The 19,293-nt window shown below is 60.5% G+C and carries 18 protein-coding genes; 12 read left to right on the forward strand and 6 right to left on the reverse strand.

The features are described 5' to 3' along the window. Positions 1 to 196 precede the first annotated feature (196 nt). Positions 197 to 535 carry an FKBP-type peptidyl-prolyl cis-trans isomerase gene (locus ACIPLA_RS05930; RefSeq protein WP_218396423.1) on the reverse strand — a complete coding sequence of 113 codons (339 nt, stop codon included), beginning with the start codon at positions 533 to 535 and terminating at the stop codon, positions 197 to 199. A gap of 96 nt (positions 536 to 631) precedes the next feature. Next, entirely contained in the window at positions 632 to 1,096 is a 465-nt protein-coding gene (locus ACIPLA_RS05935; RefSeq protein WP_218396426.1) for a hypothetical protein, read from the reverse strand. Positions 1,097 to 1,476: 380 nt separating this feature from the next. Between ACIPLA_RS05935 and ACIPLA_RS05940 the strand changes: the two genes are divergently transcribed. Both ACIPLA_RS05940 and ACIPLA_RS05945 read left to right on the forward strand, forming a co-directional pair. Further along, a complete protein-coding gene (locus ACIPLA_RS05940) occupies positions 1,477 to 2,769 on the forward strand; it encodes an MFS transporter (protein WP_401172270.1) in 1,293 nt (430 codons plus the stop codon). A gap of 32 nt (positions 2,770 to 2,801) precedes the next feature. Further along, positions 2,802 to 3,578 carry a substrate-binding domain-containing protein gene (locus ACIPLA_RS05945; protein WP_401172273.1) on the forward strand — a complete coding sequence of 259 codons (777 nt, stop codon included), beginning with the start codon at positions 2,802 to 2,804 and terminating at the stop codon, positions 3,576 to 3,578. On the opposite strand, the gene ACIPLA_RS05950 is transcribed toward ACIPLA_RS05945, so the two are convergent. Further along, positions 3,568 to 4,482, reverse strand: coding sequence for a LysR family transcriptional regulator (locus ACIPLA_RS05950; RefSeq protein ID WP_401172276.1), 915 nt, complete (start codon positions 4,480 to 4,482; stop codon positions 3,568 to 3,570). The two genes, ACIPLA_RS05945 and ACIPLA_RS05950, sit on opposite strands and share 11 nt — an antisense overlap. Before the next feature lie 195 nt (positions 4,483 to 4,677). On the opposite strand from ACIPLA_RS05950, the gene ACIPLA_RS05955 reads away from it, so the two are divergent. Next, entirely contained in the window at positions 4,678 to 6,486 is a 1,809-nt protein-coding gene (locus ACIPLA_RS05955) for a monovalent cation:proton antiporter-2 (CPA2) family protein (protein WP_401172419.1), read from the forward strand. A 142-nt stretch (positions 6,487 to 6,628) separates the two neighbouring features. Here the strand turns inward: ACIPLA_RS05955 and ACIPLA_RS05960 are convergent, their stop codons facing one another. Then, entirely contained in the window at positions 6,629 to 7,201 is a 573-nt protein-coding gene (locus ACIPLA_RS05960; RefSeq protein WP_401172279.1) for a cytochrome b, read from the reverse strand. A gap of 187 nt (positions 7,202 to 7,388) precedes the next feature. On the opposite strand from ACIPLA_RS05960, the gene ACIPLA_RS05965 reads away from it, so the two are divergent. From ACIPLA_RS05965 to ACIPLA_RS05995, 7 genes are read left to right on the forward strand one after another with little or no spacing between them, the layout of a single operon-like run. After that, complete coding sequence (locus ACIPLA_RS05965; RefSeq protein ID WP_218396438.1) at positions 7,389 to 8,066, forward strand: thermostable hemolysin; 678 nt, start codon at positions 7,389 to 7,391, stop codon at positions 8,064 to 8,066. Next, positions 8,056 to 9,537, forward strand: a complete 1,482-nt coding sequence (locus ACIPLA_RS05970) for an AMP-binding protein (protein WP_401172283.1) — start codon at positions 8,056 to 8,058, stop codon at positions 9,535 to 9,537. Before ACIPLA_RS05965 ends, ACIPLA_RS05970 begins: the two co-directional genes overlap by 11 nt. Further along, positions 9,534 to 10,208 carry a TenA family transcriptional regulator gene (locus ACIPLA_RS05975; protein ID WP_063343388.1) on the forward strand — a complete coding sequence of 225 codons (675 nt, stop codon included), beginning with the start codon at positions 9,534 to 9,536 and terminating at the stop codon, positions 10,206 to 10,208. Before ACIPLA_RS05970 ends, ACIPLA_RS05975 begins: the two co-directional genes overlap by 4 nt. Next, the gene (locus ACIPLA_RS05980) at positions 10,195 to 11,004 is read left to right on the forward strand and encodes an SDR family oxidoreductase (RefSeq protein WP_218396443.1); all 810 of its coding nucleotides are present in this window, start codon (positions 10,195 to 10,197) and stop codon (positions 11,002 to 11,004) included. The genes ACIPLA_RS05975 and ACIPLA_RS05980 overlap by 14 nt, the downstream gene beginning before the upstream one ends. Then, the gene (locus ACIPLA_RS05985) at positions 11,001 to 11,645 is read left to right on the forward strand and encodes a tetratricopeptide repeat protein (protein WP_218396445.1); all 645 of its coding nucleotides are present in this window, start codon (positions 11,001 to 11,003) and stop codon (positions 11,643 to 11,645) included. The genes ACIPLA_RS05980 and ACIPLA_RS05985 overlap by 4 nt, the downstream gene beginning before the upstream one ends. An 11-nt stretch (positions 11,646 to 11,656) precedes the next feature. Next, positions 11,657 to 12,319, forward strand: a complete 663-nt coding sequence (locus ACIPLA_RS05990; protein ID WP_218396448.1) for a response regulator — start codon at positions 11,657 to 11,659, stop codon at positions 12,317 to 12,319. After that, the gene (locus tag ACIPLA_RS05995; protein WP_401172289.1) at positions 12,316 to 13,734 is read left to right on the forward strand and encodes an ATP-binding protein; all 1,419 of its coding nucleotides are present in this window, start codon (positions 12,316 to 12,318) and stop codon (positions 13,732 to 13,734) included. Before ACIPLA_RS05990 ends, ACIPLA_RS05995 begins: the two co-directional genes overlap by 4 nt. A 140-nt stretch (positions 13,735 to 13,874) precedes the next feature. Here the strand turns inward: ACIPLA_RS05995 and ACIPLA_RS06000 are convergent, their stop codons facing one another. After that, a complete protein-coding gene (locus ACIPLA_RS06000; RefSeq protein WP_401172292.1) occupies positions 13,875 to 14,231 on the reverse strand; it encodes a DUF6124 family protein in 357 nt (118 codons plus the stop codon). Between the two features lie 481 nt (positions 14,232 to 14,712). Next, positions 14,713 to 15,609, reverse strand: a complete 897-nt coding sequence (locus ACIPLA_RS06005; protein ID WP_007895089.1) for a LysR family transcriptional regulator — start codon at positions 15,607 to 15,609, stop codon at positions 14,713 to 14,715. Between the two features lie 132 nt (positions 15,610 to 15,741). On the opposite strand from ACIPLA_RS06005, the gene ACIPLA_RS06010 reads away from it, so the two are divergent. Both ACIPLA_RS06010 and ACIPLA_RS06015 read left to right on the forward strand, forming a co-directional pair. Further along, positions 15,742 to 17,406 carry a GMC family oxidoreductase gene (locus ACIPLA_RS06010; protein ID WP_401172297.1) on the forward strand — a complete coding sequence of 555 codons (1,665 nt, stop codon included), beginning with the start codon at positions 15,742 to 15,744 and terminating at the stop codon, positions 17,404 to 17,406. 150 nt (positions 17,407 to 17,556) lie between these two features. Further along, a complete protein-coding gene (locus ACIPLA_RS06015) occupies positions 17,557 to 19,179 on the forward strand; it encodes an MFS transporter (protein WP_401172300.1) in 1,623 nt (540 codons plus the stop codon). Positions 19,180 to 19,293 lie beyond the last annotated feature (114 nt).

A 19,293-nucleotide genomic window follows, 5' to 3' on the forward strand; every position in this document is an offset into this window, starting at 1 on the left:
GCCCCCGTTCGGGTGCGCAGCAGCCGCAAAACTGGCGAGCGGAGATTTACCTGATGCACCGCATGCACAGGTTTTGGGGTCGCTGCGCAACCCAACGGGGGCAAGCCCCCTCACCACAACAAGCCCCCTCGCCATAGCAAAAACCCGCTGTCTCCTCACAGAGACAGCGGGTTTTGTCATTCAGCCCACACGCCAATCAATCATCCCGCGTCAGCACTTCCAGCAATTCAATCTCGAAAATCAGATTCGAATTCGGCGTAATCGCCCCCATCGACCGCTCGCCATAGGCCAGGTGCACCGGCACCAGCAGCTTGCGCTTACCGCCGACCTGCATGCCCATGATTCCCTGGTCCCAGCCCTTGATCACCCGCCCCGTGCCAATCACGCACTGGAAAGGTTTGCCCCGGCTGTAGGAGGAATCGAATTCGGTACCGTCTTCCAGCCAACCTCGATATTGGGTGGTGATCAGCGCGCCTTTGACGGCGGCTTTGCCGTCGCCCACTTCAAGGTCGATTACCTGCAATTCATCATTCATGACATTCACTCTATCTGTGCGCATGCCCGAACGGGCTTGATGGGCGCCGTTTTCCCAGAAACGTGGGCTATTGGCAAGCCGGGTCGACTAACCCGTTCACTCCTTGCGGTGGCCAAAAGGAATGCCGTTAAAGGTGTGCGTGCAACAAGAACAGTAAGGGGTCATGTACTCAGCCGTCAGTTCAGGATTGACAATCTGCAAACAGCCTTGATCATCGACATACAAACCGCTGAAATAGCTCGACTCCCCCAGCCGCACCTGCTCCTGCCTGTCCTTTTCATGCAGGGCAACCATCCAGAACACAGGCTCAGGTCGATCCAGGCGAGCCACCGCCTCGCTGAAAACCTCATCCCATTGCCGACCGACGCGGGACAGCAGGAACCGGAACAATGGTGTGTAATCGAACCCGTGCCGACGAGTTCCATGCATCGAACCGCGTGACGACTCATTGTGGATTTCGGCTTTGGTATGGCGCTGATACCGGTACTCACCCGAGTATTCATTCAACCGAACTCCCCAGGTACGAGTGTTGATCTTGCGGTAGAGGGGTTTCTTTTCCAACACGTAGCTCCTGACATCCAGTCACTCAAACACCCTATGCGTTTTACTCGAACGGTGGACAATATCAATCCGTCCGCCGTGGCTGATTGTTTCAGACGGCTTGAAGTGGCACTGATATCGCGGACCTGGCGATGTATGAGGCCAAGCGCAGTGGGAATAATCAGTATCGGTTGGGGAACATCAGCCCAATACGCGCTCACAGCGAATAGCCTTGGGTAAACGCCGAGTCTCTGGGTCGGCAACATTGATCCGCTTCATGCATCAATACATACCAACTATGCAATTAACATATCGATGTCCCTGCTCCACTATCCACCCCAATAAGAACCGTGCACCGCGTCCAGGCAGTGCACGTCATAAAAGCGGTGGAGTACACGTCAATGACAGCATCAATCCATTCCGGTCGCTCCCGGGCCAGTGCGATTTTCCGGGTGACCTCGGGCAACTTCCTCGAACAATTCGATTTCTTCCTTTTCGGCTTCTATGCCACGCAGATCGCTGCCGTGTTTTTCCCGGCCAGCAGCGAGTTCGCGTCCCTGATGATGACGTTTGCGGTGTTCGGCGCCGGCTTTCTGATGCGTCCGTTGGGCGCCGTGATACTGGGCGCCTACATCGATGATGTGGGGCGCCGCAAGGGGCTGATCGTCACCCTGTCGATCATGGCCAGCGGTACGATTCTGATTGTGCTGGTGCCCGGATACGAAACCATCGGGCTGTTCGCCCCGGCCATCGTGCTGATCGGCCGATTGTTGCAAGGCTTCTCGGCCGGTGCGGAACTGGGCGGTGTATCGGTGTACCTCGCGGAGATCGCCACTCCCGGCAACAAAGGTTTCTTCACCAGTTGGCAATCAGCGAGCCAGCAAGTGGCTATCATCATCGCGGCGGCTTTGGGCTATGGCCTGAACCAATGGATGGCGCCGACGATGATTGCCGATTGGGGCTGGCGGATTCCGTTTTTCGTCGGTTGCATGATCGTGCCGTTCATCTTCTTCCTGCGCCGCAACCTGGAAGAAACCGAAGAGTTCGCCGCCCGCAAACATCGGCCAGGCATGGGCGATGTGTTCCGTACCCTGGCGCAGAACTGGGGCATCGTGTTCGCCGGAATGATGATGGTCGCCCTGACCACGACCGCGTTCTACCTGATCACCGTGTACGCGCCGACCTTCGGTAAAACCGTGCTGCACCTGAGCACCTCCGATGCGCTGCTAGTGACCTTGCTGGTGGGCGTTTCGAATTTTTTCTGGCTGCCGATTGGCGGCGCGCTTTCGGATCGCATCGGTCGTCGCCCGGTACTGATCGCCATGGCGCTGCTGACGTTGGCCACGGCCTACCCAGCGCTGACCTATCTGGTGCAAGCACCGAGTTTCATCAACATGCTGTTGGTGCTGCTGTGGCTGTCGTTCATTTATGGCTTGTACAACGGCGCGATGATTGCCGCGCTGACGGAAATCATGCCGGTCGAGGTTCGGGTCGCAGGTTTCTCTTTGGCTTATAGCCTGGCGACGGCGGTGTTCGGCGGTTTCACACCGGCCATATCGACCTTCCTGATCCAGTACACCGGCGATAAGGCTGCGCCCGGTTACTGGATGAGTTTCGCCGCGCTCTGTGCCCTGTGCGCGACGCTGTTCCTCTATCGCCGTGCCTCTGGCCGCCTGCAATCGGCTGTGTCGTGAACCACCCAACCTCTAACTGCGAGAGCTATTTGATGAAAAGGTTTTTCAACTTCACCGCCCTGGCCCTGATGGCCAGTCTCGGTCTGAGTGCGATCGTCCAGGCCGAAGAAATCCGTGTGATGACGTCCGGTGGTTTCACAGCGGCCTACAAAATCCTAGGTCCGAAATTCGCCGAGTCTAGCGGCAACACCCTGGACACCGCCCTCGGTCCATCCATGGGAAAAGCCCCGGAAGCGATTCCCAATCGTCTGGCCCGCGGTGAGAAAGCCGACGTGGTCATCATGGTCGGTTATGCCCTCGACGACCTGATCAAGCAAGGCAAAATCGATCCCGCTTCACGGGTCGAACTGGCGGACTCGCGGATCGGCCTGGTGGTGCGTGAGGGTGCGCTGAAGCCGGACATCAGCTCGGTGGAAGGCCTGAAAAAAGCCTTGCTCGACGCCAAGTCAGTCGCCTACTCCGACAGTGCCAGCGGCGTGTATATCGAGGATCAACTGTTCAAGCGTCTGGGCATCGAAAACCAGCTCAAACCCAAATCGAAGATGATCCCGAAAATCCCGGTGGGCTCGGTGGTTGCCACCGGCGATTATCAACTGGGCTTCCAGCAGGTCAGCGAATTGCTACCGGTGCTTGGGGTGAGTTTTGTGGCGAAAATTCCGGAATCGGTGCAATCGGTCACCCGTTTCGCCGCCGGTATTCCGGTCGATGCGCAACACCCGGCCGAGGCCAAGGCGTTGCTTGAGTACCTGGCCTCCACCGCAGCCCAGCCGGACGTAAAAGCTACGGGGCTGGACTCAGTCAGCCACTGACCGAAGGTTGCTGGATTTTCATTTCCACCACCAGCCGCTCTAACGCCAATGCCGCCGGGGTTAACGTACGGCCCCGGCGCTTGATCAAACCAATACTGCGCATCACCTGTGGATCGGTCAGCGGTACCCTCGTCAGGATCGGGTGATCCGCCGCCGGCATCGCCATCAACGGCACCGCAGCCACACCCAACCCAGCCTCCACCAGACCGATCATGGTCGTCACATGACGGGTTTCGCAGATGCTCGGCCGTTGCGGCACCACGCCAGTCAGCGCTTGATCCAGCAAAAAGCGATTACCCGAAGTCTTATCCAGTGAGATGTAATCCTGCTGATAAAACTCATCCCACGTCACGCTGCTGCGTCCCGCCAGGGGGTGATCTCGTCTGCACGCCACCACATAACCTTCTTGCACCAATGGCTCGAAATCGACTTCGGCCTCCAGGGTGCCCATGAAGCTCAGGCCGAAGTCCGCTTCACCGTTGACCACGGCGCTCAATACCTCGTGAGCGCTGGAATCGAGCACCTTGACCTTGATCCGCGGAAATTGCCGGTGGTAGTGGGCGATCACGCGCGGCATGAAGTAGTACGCCGCCGACGGCACACAGGCGACGGTGACATGCCCGAGCCGGGTCGAGGCGACTTCGCTGATGCCCAGTAGCGCCACGTCCAGGTCATCCAGCAGGCGCTCGACGCTGGGCATGAAGCCACGCCCGGCCTGAGTCAGGCTGACCCGACGAGTAGTGCGCTCGAACAATTTCACGCCCAGAGCGTCTTCGAGCTTTTCGATCCGCCGGCTGAGGGCTGGTTGGGAGATGCGTACGGTGTCCGCGGCCTTGCGAAAGCTGCCCTGCTCCACCACAGCGCGAAAGGCTTGCAGATCGTTAAGGTCGAAGTTGATGGCCATGGTACGCACTCGGGAACGAACAGATTGATCAGCTTATCCTATGAATGTCACTAATTGATGCTAAATGTAACGACATCTTGGGTGCTTTTTCGCGATACCGGTGTGTCGGCCCAAACGTTTTCGTTCATGGCTGACGCATCCGGCTCCAGCCTTTATCCTTATCGCCCCCGCCGTATCGAGTTTTTGGAGTTTCACATGCCCCACGAAGGCAACCTGTTACAAGCCGCTGTCGTCTTTTTGTTCGCGGCGGTGCTCACCGTCCCCTTGGCCAAGCGCCTGCAACTGGGGGCGGTGCTCGGCTATCTGTTTGCCGGGGTGATCATCGGGCCATCGGTACTGGGCTTGATCGGCAATCCGCAAAGCGTCAGCCATATTTCCGAACTCGGGGTGGTGTTGCTGCTGTTCATCATCGGCCTTGAGCTGTCGCCGCGACGTTTGTGGGTGATGCGCAAATCGGTGTTCGGCGTGGGCCTGGCGCAGGTGCTGCTGACCGGTTCGGTGATTGGTGTGCTGGCGTTGTTTGTGTTCGGCCAATCGCTGAATAGCGCGATCGTGTTGGGCCTGGGCCTGGCGTTGTCGTCCACAGCGTTTGGCTTGCAAAGCCTGGCCGAGCGCAAGGAACTGACCAGCCCCCATGGGCGACTGGCGTTCGCGATTTTGCTGTTCCAGGACATCGCCGCGATCCCGCTGATCGCGATGGTGCCGCTGCTGGCCGGTGGCGATCACACCTCCAGCGCCGCCGAAGATTTGAACCATGGTTTACGGGTGTTGGGCAGCATCGCAGTGGTGGTGATTGGCGGACGGTACTTGCTGCGCCCGGTGTTCCGGGTGGTGGCCAAAACCGGTCTGCCAGAGGTGTCCACCGCCACCGCGTTGCTGGTAGTGATCGGCACGGCGTGGTTGATGGACCTGGTCGGCGTGTCCATGGCACTCGGCGCGTTCCTCGCCGGTTTGCTGCTGGCGGATTCTGAATACCGCCACGAACTGGAAGCGCAGATCGAGCCGTTCAAGGGCCTGCTGCTGGGGCTGTTTTTTATCAGCGTCGGTATGGGCGCCAACTTGAGTCTGCTGCTGAGCGCGCCGGTCGTGGTGCTGGGTCTGACCCTGTTGCTGATCGCTATCAAGTTGCCGCTGCTGTTCGTTGTCGGTCGACTGGCTGGAGGTTTGGGCAAGGTCAGTGCGATTCGCCTCGGCATCGTGCTGGCGGCCGGTGGCGAGTTCGCATTTGTGGTGTTCAAGATCGGTCGTGATCAGGGGCTGTTCGAGCCACGCCTGTACGATTTGCTGGTGCTGACGATTACCTTGTCCATGGCCGTGACACCGCTGTTGTTGCTGTTGTGCGCCCGACTGGTCAGCCCCAAGGTTCAGCCTGTGGAGGTGCCGCAGAAGTTCCGCGAAATCGACGCCGACACGCCCCGTGTCGTCATCGCCGGCATGGGCCGTATGGGGCAGATCGTGGCGCGGATTCTGCGGGCGCAGAACATCAAGTTCATTGCCCTCGACACATCGGTGGAAACCATCGAACTGTCCCGCAGCTTCGGCGGTGTGCCGGTGTTCTACGGCGACCCGATGCGCCCGGAAATCCTCAGCGCGGCCAAGGTCGAGCAAGCGGAGTTTTTCGTGATTGCCACCGATGATCCCGACACCAACATCAAGACGGCCGAGGTGGTGCACAAGCTCTATCCGCACATCAAAATCATCGCCCGCGCCCGTAACCGTCAGCATGTGCACCGGTTGGTGGATGTCGGAGCGCAGGCGGTGCGGGAAACCTATTACTCCAGCCTGGAAATGACCCGGCGGACCTTGGTCGGACTGGGTCTGACACAGGCCCAGGCGGATGCGCGGATCAAGCGCTTTACCCATCACGATGAACAGGTGCTGGAAGCCCAGCATGCGGTGTATGACGATGCGGCCAAAGTGATGCAGACCGCCCAGGAAGCGCGGGCGGAATTGGCAAAACTGTTTGAGTCGGATCAGTTGGAAGAGGAAGCGGGTAAGGTTTGAGGTGATTGTGCGGGCCTCTTCGCGAGCAAGCCCACTCCCACATGGGGTCTATGTCAGCCGCAAATCTTGTGGCTGACTCGGTCAATGTGGGAGCGGGCTTGCTCGCGAAGAACGATAACGCGGTATTCCAGGCAAACCCGAATTATCGCTGACGCTCATTGACACCCACACCAGAGCCCCCCGGCAGCATGCGCGTGAGCGTGTTGTCGCGGACCCAGTAGTGATGAAACAAACCCGCAGCCGCGTGCAAACCAATCAACCAGTAGCCAGTGCTGCCGAGCCATTCATGCCAATGCTTGAGTTGCTTGGCCAGATCGGGATCAACCGCAATCGGCGCCGGCAAGAAAAAGCCGAAATACGGCATCGGCTTGCCCCCGGCGGCCAGCATCAACCAGGCCAATAGCGGCGTAGCGATCATCAGCCCATACAGCGCCAGGTGCATGAGGTGCGAGACGCCCGTCTGCCAGGTGGGCGGGGCCGGGGTAATCGGTGGCCGGGGCGTGAGGCGCCCGAGCAGGCGAATCCAGACCAGCGCAAAAATGCTCAACCCGATTACGCCGTGCAGCCCCAGAAACAGGCCCCTCAAGGCATGTCCACGGGGCAACAATCCTTTGATCTCGATGCAACCATAAACGCCGATGAACAGCGCCAGCATCAGCCAGTGCAAGGTGATCGAGAGTTTTCCATACCGGTGTACTGCTGAATCTCGGGTCATACGGGGCCTCGTGAAGATCGGTGGCGGCTGCCGACTCATTTCGTACAGCCTGGATCCGGTTTCGTCGAACCGACCGGCGCCACCCTGCCCGTCCAGTCTTAAGACAATCTGAAGGGCCACCTTCAGACTCCGTTAAGAATTGCCTTTGATACTCCTCCCAAACTTACTCAGGGAGGCGTTCTTGCCCATGCCCGATTTCGACTGGAACATCCCTCTGCCCCTGCACTTCGGCCAAGCCGAAACCCCGCAGATGAGTCTGGCCAGAGCTTTGCCGGACGATCCCCAGCGTCCGGTTTTCGAAGCCTTTATCCAGCAGCGTTTTCGAAAGGCCCATGGCGCCGACATCCGCCAATTCATGCCGCAGCTGTTCGGCATGAGCGATGTGTCAGGCACGCTTTGTGCGGTGGCTGGCGTACGACTGGCCGGTGCCGAACCCTTGTTTCTGGAACGTTATCTGGACGAGGCGATTGATCCGCTGATCAGCGACGCTGCCGGTCAACCCGTGGACCGGGCCGGCATCGTCGAGGTCGGTAACCTCGCCGCCAGCGATACCGGCAGTGCGCGCCTGAGCATCATCGCCATTACCTACCTGTTGGCCATGGGCGGGCTGGAATGGGTGGCGTTCACCGGCAACATCGGGCTGGTGAACAGTTTTCATCGCCTGGGCTTGAAGCCGGTGACGCTCTGCGCCGCCGATCCTGCGCGGCTGGGCGATGACCGTCACCTCTGGGGCAGTTATTACGAGAGTCAGCCATGGGTGCATGTCGGCAACATCCGCGCCGGTTTCATCCATTTGCGCAATATCGGTCTGTTCAATCGCCTGGGGTTGCCGACGTCCCTGGAGGAGTCCAGCCATGTCGCCTGAAATGGAGCGGTTCAAGCAGACCCTGCGCAGTCATGCCGAGCGCAAGACCAACGCCATCGCCTTGTGGGGCGATCAGTTGAAACTGGACTACGCCACGCTGTACGCCGAGGTCATGTATCGCCAACAGCGTCTGCGCGATGAGCACGTCAAAGTGGTCGCGCTGGCCCTGGACAATGGCACCGAAGCGATGCTCTGGGACCTGGCCGTCCTGTTCGAAGGCCTGACCTGTCTGACGTTGCCGCCCTTCTTCAGCCCGGCACAACGCAGTCATTGCCTGGAACAGAGCCAGGCGACACTGGTGATTGCCGAACCGGAACTGGAAGCCGAACTGCAGGCGGCCGGCTACGAGAAGACCGGCGAATTCTGGCGTCGCCCCTTCAGCGGCCCGAACCTGATACCCGAAGGCACCGCCAAACTGACCTTTACCTCAGGCACCACCGGCACGCCCAAAGGCGTGTGCCTGAGCGCCGAGAGCCTTTTGCGGGTGGCCCGTGAACTGGATCAGGCCAGCAAACCCACCGATCCACGGCATCACCTGGCGCTGCTGCCCCTGGCGATTCTGCTGGAAAACCTCGGCTGTTACGCCGCGCTGTATGCCGGTGCGACCTTGAGCGTACCGAGCCAGAAAACCCTGGGCATTCAAGGTGCCAGCGGTGTCGATGTGCCGCGGCTGTTGGGTTGTCTGGCCGCCCGAAAACCGGAAAGTCTGATCCTGGTGCCGCAGTTGCTGCTGATGCTGGTCAGCGCTGCCGAGCAAAAAGCATTCAACCCCCAATCGTTGCGTTTTGCCGCGGTCGGTGGAGCACGGGTTTCCAAAGAGTTACTGCATCGCGCCCAGCGCATCGGCATTCCGGTCTACGAGGGTTACGGGTTGTCGGAATGCTCGTCGGTGGTGTGCCTCAATCGCCCGGGCGCGCGCCGCCCTGGTAGCGTTGGCCGGCCCCTGCCCCATGTCGAGATTCGCCTGGCCGATGATGGTGAAGTGCTGGTCAAGGGCTCGACCCTGCTCGGCTACTTGGGGCAAGCACCCTTGCGCGATGATTGGTGGCCGACCGGCGATCTCGGCGAGTTCGACCCGGAAGGTTTTCTCTACCTCAACGGGCGCAAGAAGCATCAGTTCGTCACCAGTTTCGGCCGCAACGTCAATCCGGAATGGGTCGAGGCCGAACTCACTCAGCGTCGCCACATCGCTCAGGCGTTCGTCCTCGGCGAAGCGATGCCGAGCAACCACGCCCTGCTCTGGCCCCATCGGCCTGACTGCACCGATGAAGAGCTGGCCGCCGCCGTGGCCCAGGCCAACGAGGCCTTGCCCGATTACGCCCAGGTTCATCACTGGACCCGTCTCGATCAACCATTCACCGCCGCCAATGGCTTGCTGACCGCCAATGGCCGACCGCGCCGCGACGCCATCGTCGAGCGTTACCGGGCGCAGCTCACTGACTTCATTTTTTCCGAGGATTCCGCATCATGAGTTTTTTCGACACCCTGCAAGAAGCCACCCAGCAGGAACGCCACGAGTTGTTCAACCTGCCGATCATCCGCGATGCCCTTGAGGGTAAGGTCAGCCTGGAGAGCTACCGCGCCTTCCTCGCCCAGGCCTACTACCACGTGCGCCATACCGTGCCGTTGATGATGGCGTGCGGCGCACGTCTGCCGCAGCGGCTGGAATGGCTACGCAAAGCGGTGTGCGAGTACATCGACGAGGAGTACGGCCACGAACAGTGGGTACTCGACGACATCGCGGCCTGTGGCGGTGATAAAGAGGCGGTGCGTGACGGTCGTCCATCGCTGCCGATCGAGTTGATGGTCAGCTTCCTCTACGACCTGATTGCCCGGGACAACCCGGTGGGCCTGTTCGGCATGGTCAACGTGCTGGAAGGCACCAGCATTGCCCTGGCCACCCACGCGGCCGGCAGCATCCGCGAGCGCCTGGCGCTGCCGGAAACCGCCTTCAGCTACCTGAGTTCCCACGGTTCGCTGGATATCGAACACATGCAGACCTACCGCCGGCTGATGAACACACTCCAAGACCCGGCGGATCAAGCCGCGGTGATTCATGCCTCGAAGGTCGTTTACACGCTCTATACCGACATGTTCCGCGGCCTGCCCCGCGATGGGGAGAACCTGCATGCAGCTGCATGAAGCCCGTGTGGTTTTGACCGGAGCCAGCGGCGGTATCGGCCTGGCCATCGCCAGCGCCCTGTGTGCCAGTGGCGCGCGGGTATTGGCCGTGTCCCGGCACCGGGAGGCGCTGGAGCCCTTGCTCGAACGCTACCCGCTGCACCTGTGTTGGGTCGGCGCTGACCTGACCGTCCCCGGCGACCGACAAAAAGTGCTGGCTGCGGGCGAAGCCATCGGTGGCATCAACCTGCTGGTCAACGCCGCCGGGGTCAACCACTTCGCCATGCTCGAACAGCTCGATGACAGCGAGATCAATGCGATGCTGGCGGTGAACATCAGTGCGCCGATCTGCCTGACCAAGCTTTTGCTGCCGCTGCTCAAGCAAGCCGAGAGCGCCATGGTGGTGAACGTCGGCTCGACCTACGGCTCCATCGGCTACCCCGGTTACGCCAGCTATTGCGCCACCAAGTTTGCCCTGCGCGGGTTCTCCGAAGCCCTGCGCCGGGAGCTGGCCGACACCCGGATCAGCGTGCTTTACGTTGCCCCTCGGGCGACCCACACCAGCATGAACAGCCCGGCGGCCCAGGCGCTGAACGATGCGCTCAAAGCCAATGTCGACGATCCGCAAACTGTCGCTTCGGCGGTCATCCACGCGATTGCCGGTGACCGGCGCGATTTGTACCTGGGCTGGCCTGAACGCTTTTTCGTTCGCCTGAACAGTCTGTTGCCGCATCTGGTGGACCGTGGCTTGCGCAAGCAGTTGCCGTTGATCCGTCGCCTCAGTCAGAAGCCCGATAACGAGAGTCTCAAACCATGAAAAAAATCGTCACTTGCCTGCTGTTCGGGGTGTTGAGCCAAAGCGTCTGGGCGCTGGACGCCGCCGATCAGCAGCGCCTCAATGGCATTCAGCAAAGCTGGGCGCACATTCAATACGAATTGCCCGCCGAACAGCGCACCGTGGCCTTCGAAAAACTCGCGACCCAAGCCTCGGCGTTTACCCAGGAACGCCAATCCCTGGCCGAAGCGTGGATCTGGTCCGGCATTGTCACCAGCAGTTGGGCCGGAGCCCAGGGTGGCCTCGGCGCCTTGAGCAAGGTCAAGGCCGCCAAAGTTGACCTGGAAAAAGCCCTCGCTATTGATCCCAAGGCCTTGCAAGGCTCGGCCTATACCAGCCTTGCCGCGCTGTATGATCGTGTGCCCGGTTGGCCCCTCGGTTTCGGCGATGCCGACAAGGCCGAACAACTGTTAAAGCAGGCCTTGCAGCTGAATCCCGCCGGCATCGACAGTCTGTACTTCTGGGGCGATCACCTTTACCGTCAAAAGCGCTATGGTGAAGCCAGGGACGCACTGCAAAAAGCCCTGCAAGCGGCCCCCCGCCCAGGCCGGGAAAGCGCCGATGCCGGGCGCCGCAAAGAGATCGAAGCGTTACTGGTGGACGTGAACAAAAAACTCAACTGACAGGAGTCCGCGTGCGTTTATTACTGATCGAGGATGACGTGGCCCTCGGCGAGGGCATTCATCAGGCCCTGGGCCGTGAGGGTTACACCGTCGACTGGCTGCAAGACGGCAGCAGTGCCTTGCATTCGCTGCTCAGCGAGACGTTTGACCTGGCCGTGCTCGATCTCGGCCTGCCGCGCATGGACGGTTTGCAAGTGCTGCGTCGCCTGCGTGAAAGCGGCTCCAACCTGCCGGTACTGATCCTCACCGCCCGGGATGCCACCGAAGACCGCATCGCCGGGCTGGATGCCGGGGCCGACGATTACCTGATCAAGCCCTTCGACCTGGCCGAACTCAAGGCTCGCCTGCGGGCCTTGTTGCGACGCAGCGCCGGTCGCGCTCAAGTGCTGATCGAACACGCCGGCATCAGCCTGAACCCCGGTACCCAGCAAGTCAGCTATCAAGGCGAACCGGTGGCGCTGACGCCCAAGGAGTATCAACTGCTCCACGAGTTGCTCTCGCCTCCGGGCCGGGTCATGACCCGCGATCACCTGATGCAACTGCTTTACGGCTGGAACGAAGAAGCCGAAAGCAACACTCTGGAAGTGCATATCCATCACCTGCGCAAGAAGTTCTCCACGGACCTGATCCGCACCATTCGCGGTGTCGGGTACCTGGTGGAGGAGCGTGGATGACTTCGATCCGGCGTCGCACCCTGACGCTGATCATCGGCCTGATGCTGACGGGTCTGGCGATCATCAGCGTGCTCAACCTGCACGACAGCAATCACGAAATTGCCGAAGTCTACGACGCCCAACTGGCCCAGAACGCCCGGCTGTTGCAGGGTGTGATGCGCATGCCGCTGGCCAGCAATGAACACACCGAACTGTATCAAGCGTTCAACAAGGCCTTGAGTGAAGCGGTGCCGAGAGTCGATGGTCATCCCTATGAAAGCAAAATTGCCTTTCAGGTGTGGAATCGCAAGGGCGAAGTACTGGTGCACACCGCCAGTGCGCCCTCCTTCACGGCGCCGCCGACGAAATCCGGTTTCAGCGATGTGGTGGATCTGCACAACCGCCATTGGCGGGTGTTCATGCTCGAAGACAAACAGAATGACCTGCGCATCTGGGTCGGTGAACGGGACGACGTGCGTGCGGACCTGGTAGACCGGATCGTGCGTCATACCCTGTGGCCCAATGTGTTGGGCAGCCTGATATTGGCGGCCATGGTCTGGCTGGCTATTGGCTGGGGGCTCAAACCCCTGGCCAATATGGCGCAAACGTTGCGGGCACGGCACAGCGGTTCTCTGGAGCCGTTGCAACTGACCCCGTTGCCCAGCGAACTGGAACCGATGCAGGCAGCGCTCAACCGCATGCTCGCACAAATTCAAGAGGTGCTTGGCCGCGAACGGCGCTTCATCGCCGACGCCGCTCACGAATTACGCACGCCGCTGGCCGTGCTGCGGGTGCATGCGCAAAACCTGCAGGAAGCCGGCACGGAACAGGAGCGTCGTGAGTCCCTGGCGTTTCTGATTGCCGGGGTCGACCGCACCAGTCGCCTGGTCAATCAGCTGCTGACCATGGCCCGTCTCGAACCCAAGGCCGTGGCGCCGGTGGAGCAAAGCATCGACCTGAGCGAAACGGTGCGCGCCAGTCTGGCCCAACTCACGCCCTGGTTATTGAGCAAGAACCTGGAGCTGGCCTTCGATGTCGCTGACCAGCCTTTTGAAGTGCTTGCCGACGCTGCCGCCATCGACATCGCCCTGAACAATCTGGTCACCAACGCCGCGAATTTTTCGCCGGAGCATGGCGTCATCACGGTGCAATTGAGCCGGGACGACGGGTTCTACAACTTGAGCGTCCAGGACCAGGGGCCAGGCATCGACGAAGCGGATCGCGCACGGTTGTTCGAACGTTTTTACAGCCGCGGAAATACCGGAGGCGCGGGGTTGGGACTGACCATCGTCAGCACCATTGCGACGCGGCTGGGTGGGCGGATTACCTTGGTCAATCTACCGGAAGGAGGGTTGCGGGCGACCCTGTCGATTCCTGATGGCCAGAACCACAGCTCTGTGCAACGGACCAACCGCGAGCTGCCGCCCAATGGCTGAGTGACTACAGCCGTACGCCTAAACACAATCCCTTGTAGGAGCGAGGCTTGCCCGCGAAGGCGTCAGGTCTGGCACACCACGTCATCGTTCTTCGCGGGCACGCCTCGCTCCTACATCTATGGGGAGTGGAGTTCATATTTCTAAGGTGTATTGATTTTATCCAGCACCCGGTTCGCCGTGATCTCCGCGACCATGATGCTGTTCGAAATGCCCAGCAGGGCGTAGCGCGATTCACCCTCCAGATGATCCACCAACTGATGGACCATCACATCGACCGAGGCCAGCGTCTCGACCAAAAAAACCGCCAGGGTTTCGGTAGTCGCCTCTGGGTCCACGGCAAACAGCTTGCTGGGTTTACGCGCGATGGCTTTGATGTCGGCATTCGATGGTAAGTGGAAGTCGAGGGCGCGTTCGGCGGCCTCGTTGAGTTTGTTTGAATTGGGTTCGTACGGGGATATCGGATCGGTGTCCGGCGGATTGGGCGTAGGTTTAATCATGGTGAAACTCCTAATTGTTCATTAGGAGCTACCAACATCACTTGCAGATGATGGGTGGCAGCTATGTGCGGGTCTGCAAGACCGGGAAACCAGGAACCCGGCAGATCCGAAGATCTCCCGCACAAAGCCGCCATTTCGAGGACATAAACAAGCGTCCTTGGCAGGGCTATGCGACTGGTATTCCGGCGAGCTTGCAGACCCGATCACTGATGGGCAGTGACGGGAATCAAGTTACCGACGGCCCCCTAGACGCACAAGCTGGCGGATTCTGTCTTACGTGTAGGGGGTGGCGCAAGACGTTGTAGCCTTAGGATGGTAACGGCAAGCTTCATTTAAACGATCGCGATTTCTCTTGTTTAAATGGACTGTGAGCGAGATGCAGCCTCACTCGCGGCGGATGCCTCTGTAGGAGCGAGGCTTGCCCGCGAAGGCGTAAGGTCTGGCACACCGCGTTATCGTTCTTCGCGGGCAAGCCTCGCTCCTACAGGGGAATGGAGCCTTGCAGCAGATGTTGCTCGCGCTCACACAACTCCACCACGTAATCCCACAGCACCCGCAATCGCACCGATTTGTGCAGCTCGCGCCGCGTACTGATCCAGTAACTGCGCTGGATGCTTTCATCCGGCAACAACGGCACCAGTTGGGGATCGGCGCTGGCCATGTAACACGGCAGCACGGCGATCCCCAGGCCCGAGCGGGCGGCCTGTTGCTGGGCGATGACGCTGGTGCTGTGAAAGACCACCTGGGGGTTGCGGCAGAAGCTGTTGAGGAACATCAGCTCCTGACTGAACAGCAAGTCGTCGACGTAGCCGATCCACGCATGGCGACCGAGGTCTTCGCGGCTGCGCAGCGGTGGCGAACGGTCCAGATAGGCCTGGCTGGCGTAGAGCGCCAGTCGGTAATCGGTGAGTTTTCGGGTGACCAGCATGTCGGCGGCCGGGCGTTCCAGGTGGATGCTGATCTCGGCTTCACGGTTGAGAATGCTGACGAAGCGCGGCACCGCCACCAGCTCCACTTCCAGCCCCGGATAGCGTTCGAACAGCCCGTTCATGCGGCTGGCCAAGAACATGATGCCCAACCCCTCAGTCACTCCGACACGGATCTTGCCCAGCGGCGCGGATGACTGGGTGATTTCTTCCTGAGCCAGCAGCGCGACGTTTTCCATGGCCTCGGCGTGTTTGAGCAGTGCTTCGCCGGCCGGGGTCAGTTCGTAGCCCTGGGCATGCTGGACGAACAGCGCAGTGCCGAGGCTTTTTTCGATGGCTTCGATGTGCCGGGCCACGGTGGCGTGGGTGGTGTTCAAACGGCGAGCGGCGGTCAGCAAGCGGCCGCTACGCTGCAATTCGAGAAAAAACCGCAGGTCATTCCAGTCGAACATGAACCATCCTTGACGTTATGCCGTTAACGGCGCTGTTTAAAAACGCACAGCAGCTGCGCAAAAACTAACATTCTTTTAACGAAAGCTAACAACTAGGATGACCGACAACAAGAACAACAATAGAGGTCAGGGATGCAGACTTCCCTTGATGAATACGACTACATCGTGGTCGGCGCCGGGCCGGCCGGTTGTTTGCTGGCCAATCGACTGTCGGCCAACCCACAGCATCGCGTGCTGCTGCTCGAAGCCGGCGGCCGCGACAACTACCCGTGGATTCACATTCCCGTCGGTTACCTGTTCTGCATCGGCAACCCGCGCACCGATTGGTGCTTCAAGACCGAAACGCAACCGGGCCTGCAAGGCCGCGCCCTGAGCTACCCGCGCGGCAAGGTGCTCGGCGGCTGTTCCTCAATCAACGGCATGATCTACATGCGCGGCCAGGCTGGCGATTACGACGGCTGGGCGGCCGAGGGCAATGTTGGCTGGAGCTGGCAAGACGTACTGCCCCTGTTCAAACAAAGCGAAAACCATTTTGCCGGCGACTCGGAATTTCACGGTGCTGCCGGGCAATGGCGAGTCGAGCGGCAGCGTCTGTCGTGGCCGATCCTCGATGCGTTTCGCACGGCGGCCGAGCAAAGCGGCATCGCCAGCGTCGATGACTTCAATCAGGGCGACAACGAAGGCTGCGGCTACTTCCAGGTCAATCAAAAAGCCGGAGTGCGCTGGAACGCGGCCAAGGCGTTTCTCAAACCGATCCGCCAGCGCGCCAATCTCACGGTGCTGACCGACGTCGAAGTGGACCGCGTGCTGCTGGAAAACGGCCGTGCCTCGGCGGTCAGCGCACGTTGGCAAGACCAGGCGAAAACCTTCAAGGCGCGCAAGGAAATTGTCCTGTGTGCCGGTGCCGTCGGTTCACCCGGCATCCTTCAGCGTTCCGGTATCGGCCCTCGCCCACTGCTGCAAAAACTGGGCATCGGCGTTGCCCATGAACTGCCCGGCGTGGGCGGCAACCTGCAAGATCACCTGCAACTGCGGCTGATCTACAAACTGGAAAACGCCCGCACCCTGAATCAAATTGCCGGCACGCTGTGGGGCAAGATGGGCATGGGCCTGCGTTATCTGTATGACCGCAGCGGCCCGCTGTCCATGGCGCCGAGCCAACTTGGTGCCTTCGCCCGTTCGGGACCGGAACAGACCTCGGCGAACCTCGAATACCACGTGCAGCCGTTGTCGCTGGAGCGTTTCGGCGAGCCGCTGCACGCCTTCCCCGCGTTCACCGCGTCGGTTTGCGATCTGCGCCCGCAAAGCCGTGGCCGAATCGACATTCGCTCCGCCGACCCACGGGAAGCGCCGCTGATTCAGCCCAACTACCTGAGCCATCCCGAAGACTTGCGAGTGGCAGCCAATGCCATCCGCCTGACCCGCCGCATCGTCTCCGCGCCCGCCTTGCAAGCGTTCAAACCGGTCGAGTATCTGCCCGGCGACAGCTTGCAGAGCGAAGAACAATTGCACGAAGCCGCCGCCCGGATTGGCACGACGATTTTCCACCCGGTGGGCACCTGCCGGATGGGTAACGATGCCCACGCGGTGGTCGACGCCGAGTTGCGCGTCCACGGTATTCCGGGCCTGCGCATCGCCGACGCCTCGATCATGCCGCGCATCACCTCGGGCAATACCTGTTCGCCGACGTTGATGATCGCTGAGAAGGCTGCGCAGTTGATCCTCAATCCCGACACAAGGAGCATCAACCTGCAGAAGCCAACTGTAGGAGCGAGGCTTGCCCGCGAAGAACGATGACGCGGTGTGTCAGGTCTGACGCCTTCGCGAGCAAGCTTCGCTCCTACAAAGATCGACGTACACCCCGCTTTATGGATAAACGCGGCACCCGCCCACAAGGCTGGCGCCGACAGTGGAACAACAAAAACAATCACTGTGAGGGATACCGATATGTCAGAACATGTTCAGCCCATGGAAGCCGTCCGCAGCGCCGGCACCAGTCAGGAAACCCAGAAAGTCATCTTCGCCTCGTCCCTCGGGACGGTGTTCGAGTGGTACGACTTTTTCCTCTATGGCGCCCTCGCGGCGGTCATCAGCAAACAGTTCTTCGCCGGGGTCAACGACACCACGGCGTTCATCTTCGCGCTCATGGCCTTCGCCGCCGGCTTCATCGTGCGGCCGTTCGGTGCGCTGGTGTTCGGACGCTTGGGAGACATGATCGGGCGCAAATACACGTTCCTCGCGACCATCGTTCTGATGGGGCTGGCGACCTTCTGCGTGGGCTTGCTGCCGACCTACGCGAGCATCGGCATTGCCGCGCCGATCATCCTCGTGGTGCTGCGTATGCTTCAGGGTCTGGCACTGGGCGGAGAGTACGGCGGCGCTGCCACTTACGTCGCCGAACACGCACCGATGGGCAAACGCGGTTTCCACACCAGCTGGATTCAGTCCACCGCCACCCTCGGCTTGCTGCTGTCGCTGCTGGTGGTGCTCGGCTGCCGCTACTTCACCGGCGACCAGTTCGAAGTCTGGGGCTGGCGCATTCCGTTTCTGTTTTCCATCGTGCTGCTGGGCATCTCGACCTGGATTCGCTTGAGCCTGCATGAGTCGCCTGCGTTCGTGAAAATGAAAGAAGAAGGCAAGCTCTGCAAGTCGCCGCTGCGCGATTCCTTCGGCAAATGGGACAACCTCAAAGTGGTGCTGATTGCGCTGTTCAGCATCAACGCCGGGCAAGCGGTGACTTTCTACGCGGCGCAGTTCTATGTGCTGTTCTTCCTCACCCAGTTCCTGAAAATGGACCCGGCCCTGGCCAACAGTTTGCTGATCGTCAGCGTGATCATCGGCGCACCGTTCTTCATTTTTTTCGGCTGGCTGTCGGACAAGGTCGGGCGCAAACCGGTGCTGATGATCGGCCTGTTGCTGGCCACTGCGCTGTACTTTCCGATCTTCAAGACCCTGGCCCACTACGCCAACCCGGCCATCGACCAGGCCAGCCGCCAGGCACCGATCACCGTGCTGGCCGACCCGGCCACCTGCACGTTCCAGTTCGACCCGGTGGGCAAGGCTAAATTTGATAGCCCGTGCGACAAGGTCAAAACCTTCCTGGTCAAACAGGGCCTGCCCTACAACAGCGAAGCGGCACCGGCCGGCAGCACCGTGCAGGTGAGCATTGGCGAGGTGAAAATCGATGGCTACGATGAAGCCGCCCTGCGCGGCGCAGTAACCCTGGCCGGGTATCCGTCACAAGCCGACACCCAGCTGATCAACAAACCGATGATCGTGGTGCTGATCGTCGCGCTGATCATCATCTCCGCCATGTGCTACGGCCCGCTGGCGGCGCTGATGGTCGAACTGTTCCCGACCCGCATCCGCTACACCTCCATGTCCCTGCCCTACCACATCGGCAACGGCTGGTTTGGTGGTTTCCTGCCGACGGTGTCGTTTGCGCTGGTGGTGTACACCGGGGATATTTTCTATGGGCTGTGGTACCCGGTGGTGATTACCGGGGTGAGCCTGGTGGTGGGGATGATCTGTTTGCGTGAGACCAAGAATGTGGATCTGGACAAGAACTGACGTCACGAACCATTAGCCCAGGCTTACCTGTGGGAGCGGGGGGGGGGGCGCGGGGGGGGGGTGGGTGGAAAAGAAAAGTTTCCGGGCCCACCCCCACACCCCCCACCCCCCCCC

The organism is Pseudomonas sp. NPDC086112 (assembly GCF_044746425.1).
In the GTDB taxonomy this organism is placed as follows: domain Bacteria; phylum Pseudomonadota; class Gammaproteobacteria; order Pseudomonadales; family Pseudomonadaceae; genus Aquipseudomonas.